This is a genomic window from Arthrobacter sp. B0316-1-20, from assembly GCF_059091865.1.
On the sequence record NZ_JBNHHC010000153.1, the window covers coordinates 1 to 4,301 of the forward strand.

Genomic DNA, 4,301 nt, shown 5'->3' on the forward strand with positions numbered 1-4,301 from the left:
TTCGCTACGGCTTCCCCACACGGTTCCCGGCTCCTGGCAATCCTGGACCGGCAGGACATCAAGGCCACTTTCTTCATTTCCGGTGCCACCGCCGAATGCTGTCCGGACACGGTGCGCGCGGTTGTCGACGCCGGCCACGAAGTCGGCCACCACGGCTACCGGAACGAGCCGCTGCAGGGCATCGGCGCCGCCGCCGAAGCGCGCGGCCTGGACCGCGGGCTGGAAGCGCTCTGGAAGGCCGCCAAGGTCCGGCCGGTCGGGTACCGGGCGCCGTGGTGGGAGGTGAACTGGCATACCGCCGGGCTGCTGGCAGAGCGTGGCTTCCGCTACGACTCCAGCCAGGTCGACGGCGGCGCTCCCTACCGCTTCAGGGTCGCCGACGGGGATCCGCGGGACCTTGTCGAGGTCCCGGTCCACCGGGCGCCCGGCGGCTGGGAGCCGTATGCCTTCGAGCCAGGACGGGTGGCCGGCAGCTGCCTGGTGCTGGCGGATCATCCCTTCAATTCGGGGAGGCCGTCGAAAGCGGCGGAGCTCGAGCGGCTGATCGAGCGGGTCAAGGGCTCCGATGGCATATGGGTAGCGACGCTCGCCGAGCTCGCTGAGCAGCTGGACCCTGCCGTCAGCCGCGGCCGATGAACGGCATGCCGGCCGCGGTGATGACCAGCGAGCCTACCGACGCGTTGGGCGGCAGCTGCGCCATGAACAGCACTGCCTTGGCGGCGTCCTCCACCGAAAAGGTCGGTTCAACGCGGCGGCTGCCGTCCGCTTGGAGGGCGCCCTCGCCGACGCCCAGGCGCTGCATCAGCTCGGTAGCGGTGTTGCCGATATCGATCTGGCCGCAGGAAATGCCGTACGGGCGGCCGTCGAGGTCGATCGACTTGGTGAGCCCTGTGATGGCGTGTTTGGTGGCGGTGTAGGCGGCGGACAACGGTCTGGGGGAGTGGGCGGAGATGGAGCCGTTGTTGATGATCCTTCCGCCCTGTGGATCCTGCCGCTTCATGACGCGGACCGCCGCCGCGGCGCACAGCATGCTCCCGGTCAGGTTGACGGCCACTGTCCGGTTCCACTCATCCAATGGGATCTCGTCCACCGCTGCGCTCGGGCCGAAGACGCCGGCATTGTTGAACAGCACATCGATCCGGCCGAAGGCCTCGTAGGCAGAATTGAAGAGACGGTCGACGGCGGCGGGATCGATGACGTCCGCGGGTACCACCAGGGCGCGGGGATGGCCGGCGGCGGTCTCCACCAGCACGTCCCGGCGCCGGCCGGCCAGCGCAACCCGGAAACCGGCGTCGAGCATGGCCCGCGCAACGGCCCTTCCGATCCCGGAACCGGCTCCCGTGATGACGGCGGTACGTTCAGGCTGCGCTTCCTGGGTCATGCTCCGCTCCTGCTCCATTTGACAGATGGGCTGTGGCACCGTTCACTTTACTCATATCTAATGGAAAAGTAATTCCATATTACGAAAGTTCACCACGATGTGAACTCCTAGTTTGCGCACGGACATCGCTGCGCACAGAGAGGTTGGACGTGGCCGCATCAGAAGACACCACTCACATCTTGAGTGGGTTGACAAACCAGCTGTCCGATCGTGATCCGGAAGAAACAGCGGAATGGATCGAATCGCTCGACCAGCTGATCAAGGAACAGGGCACGGAGCGGGCGCAGTTCATCATGCGTTCCCTGCTGCAGCGCGCCGGTGCGCGCAGCGTGGGCGTTCCCATGGTGACCACGACGGACTACGTCAACACGATCCCGGCCGACCAGGAACCTGAGTTCCCCGGCGACGAGGAAACCGAGCGCCGGTACCGTGCCTGGCTGCGCTGGAACGCCGCCATCATGGTTCACCGGTCGCAGCGGCCGGGAATCGGGGTGGGCGGGCATATCTCCACCTACGCGGGCGCCGCAACGCTGTACGAAGTCGGACTGAACCATTTCTTCCGCGGCAAGGACCACCCCGGCGGCGGCGACCATATCTATTTCCAGGGCCACGCGTCTCCGGGCATGTACGCCCGTGCCTACCTTGAGGGGCGGCTGAGCGAGGAGGACCTGGACGGTTTCCGGCAGGAGAAGTCCAAGGAGGGGCACGCCCTGTCCTCCTACCCGCACCCCCGGATGATGCCGGAGTTCTGGGAGTTCCCGACGGTCTCGATGGGCATCGGCCCGATGAATGCGATTTACCAGGCCCAGTCCAACAGGTACCTGCACAACCGCGGTCTCAAGGACACCTCCGAGCAGCACGTGTGGGCGTTCCTGGGCGACGGCGAGATGGACGAGCCCGAAAGCCGCGGGCTGCTGCAGCTGGCCGCCAACGATAACCTGGACAACCTGACCTTCGTGGTCAACTGCAACCTGCAGCGCCTGGACGGGCCGGTGCGCGGCAACGGCAAGATCATGCAGGAGCTGGAGGCGTTCTTCCGCGGCGCCGGCTGGAACGTGATCAAGGTCGTCTGGGGCCGCGAGTGGGACGATCTGCTGGCCAAGGACCATGACGGCTCGCTCGTGAAGATCATGAACGAGACCCTGGACGGGGACTACCAGACCTACAAGGCCGAATCCGGCGGGTTCGTCCGGGAACACTTCTTCGGCAGGACCCCCCAGACCAAGGAGATGGTCGCGGAGCTGACCGACGAGCAGATCTGGAACCTCAAGCGCGGCGGCCACGACTACCGCAAGGTCTACGCCGCCTACAAGGCCGCGATGGAATTCAAGGGCAAGCCGACGGTCATCCTGGCCATGACCGTCAAGGGCTACGGTCTGGGCACGCACTTCGAGGGCCGCAACGCCACCCACCAGATGAAGAAGCTCACGCTCGAGGACCTGAAGAAGTTCCGCGACCACCTCCGGATTCCGATCAGCGACGAACAGCTCGAAGCTGACCTCTACAACGCCCCGTACTACCACCCGGGACCCGATTCGCCCGAGATCAAGTACATGCTCGAGCGCCGGAAGACCCTGGGCGGCTTCGTTCCCGAGCGCCGCGACAACTCCAAGCCAATCCACCTGCCGGATGAAAAGGCCTACGAGGTCGCCATGCGCGGCTCGGGCAAGCAGCAGGCAGCCACCACCATGGCCTTCGTCCGGCTGCTCAAGGACCTGATGCGGGACAAGGAGTTCGGCAAGCGCGTCGTGCCCATCATTCCGGACGAGGCCCGCACCTTCGGCATGGACTCCTTCTTCCCCACGGCCAAGATCTACAACCCGAAGGGACAGAACTACCTGTCCGTGGACCGCGACCTGGTCCTGGCCTACAAGGAATCGCCGCTGGGCCAGATTGTGCATCCAGGTATCAATGAGGCCGGTTCGGTGGCCGCGTTCACCGCCACGGGCACGTCCTACGCCACCCACGGCGAACCGCTGATCCCGATCTACATCTTCTACTCGATGTTCGGCTTCCAGCGCACCGCGGATTCCTTCTGGGCTGCGGCGGACCAGATGACGCGCGGTTTCATCATTGGCGCGACGGCGGGACGCACCACGCTCACCGGCGAGGGCCTGCAGCACGCCGACGGCCATTCGCCGATCCTGGCCTCCACCAACCCGGCCGTGGTCACCTACGACCCGGCGTACGGCTACGAAATCGGGCACATCGTCCGCGACGGACTGAACCGGATGTACGGTCCCGGCTCGCCGGACAACGACGCCGACCGGAACCTGATGTACTACCTCACCGTCTACAACGAGCCGATGGTGCAGCCGGCCGAGCCGGAGAACCTGGACGTCGAAGGCCTGCTGAAGGGCATCTATCTGCTGTCCCCGGCCACCGCGGAAGGCCCGCGCACGCAGCTGCTGGCCTCCGGCGTCGCGGTTCCCTGGGCGCTGGAAGCCCAGCAGATCCTGGCCGACGAGTGGGGCGTCTCCGCCGATGTCTGGTCCGTGACCTCCTGGAACGAACTGCGCCGCGACGCGCTGGCCGCCGAAGCAGACGCTTTCCTCAAGCCGGGTGAGAAAGCCCGCGTGCCGTTCGTGACGCAGCAGCTGGCGGGAGCAGCAGGACCGATCGTCGCGGTCAGCGACTACATGAAGGCCGTGCCGGACCAGATCCGCCAGTTCCTGCCCAACGAGTTCGCCACCCTGGGCGCGGACGGCTTCGGCTTCGCGGACACCCGCGCCGCGGCCCGCCGCTACTTCCAGATCGATTCCCATTCGATCGTGGTCAAGGCGCTGCAGCTGCTGGCGGCCAGGGGAGGGGTCGACGGCGGCGCGGTCGCCTACGCGATCGACCGCTACAAGCTGCATGATGTCAATGCCGGCACCACCGGAAGCGCCGGCGGCGACAGCTAGCGCCGAGGGGCCCCGGC

The 4,301-nt window shown here is 66.3% G+C and carries 3 protein-coding genes; 2 read left to right on the forward strand and 1 reads right to left on the reverse strand.

Annotated features, from left to right (window positions below):
* Positions 1-636 (forward strand): polysaccharide deacetylase family protein (locus AC5RW2_RS40850; protein ID WP_494075281.1); only part of this gene is annotated, 636 nt, incomplete at its 5' end.
* On the opposite strand, the gene AC5RW2_RS40855 is transcribed toward AC5RW2_RS40850, so the two are convergent.
* The gene (locus AC5RW2_RS40855) at positions 620-1,381 is read right to left on the reverse strand and encodes an SDR family oxidoreductase (RefSeq protein ID WP_493986683.1); all 762 of its coding nucleotides are present in this window, start codon (positions 1,379-1,381) and stop codon (positions 620-622) included. The genes AC5RW2_RS40850 and AC5RW2_RS40855 overlap by 17 nt on opposite strands.
* Before the next feature lie 149 nt (positions 1,382-1,530).
* On the opposite strand from AC5RW2_RS40855, the gene aceE reads away from it, so the two are divergent.
* Positions 1,531-4,284 (forward strand): pyruvate dehydrogenase (acetyl-transferring), homodimeric type, encoded by a 2,754-nt coding sequence (gene aceE, locus AC5RW2_RS40860; protein WP_494075282.1) that lies wholly within the window; start codon positions 1,531-1,533, stop codon positions 4,282-4,284.
* The last annotated feature ends 17 nt before the right edge of the window (positions 4,285-4,301 follow it).

Bases quoted from the DNA above. Each gene is read 5' to 3' on its own strand.
- AC5RW2_RS40855 (WP_493986683.1), bottom strand. From the start codon at position 1,381: ATGACCCAGGAAGCGCAGCCTGAACGTACCGCCGTCATCACGGGAGCC.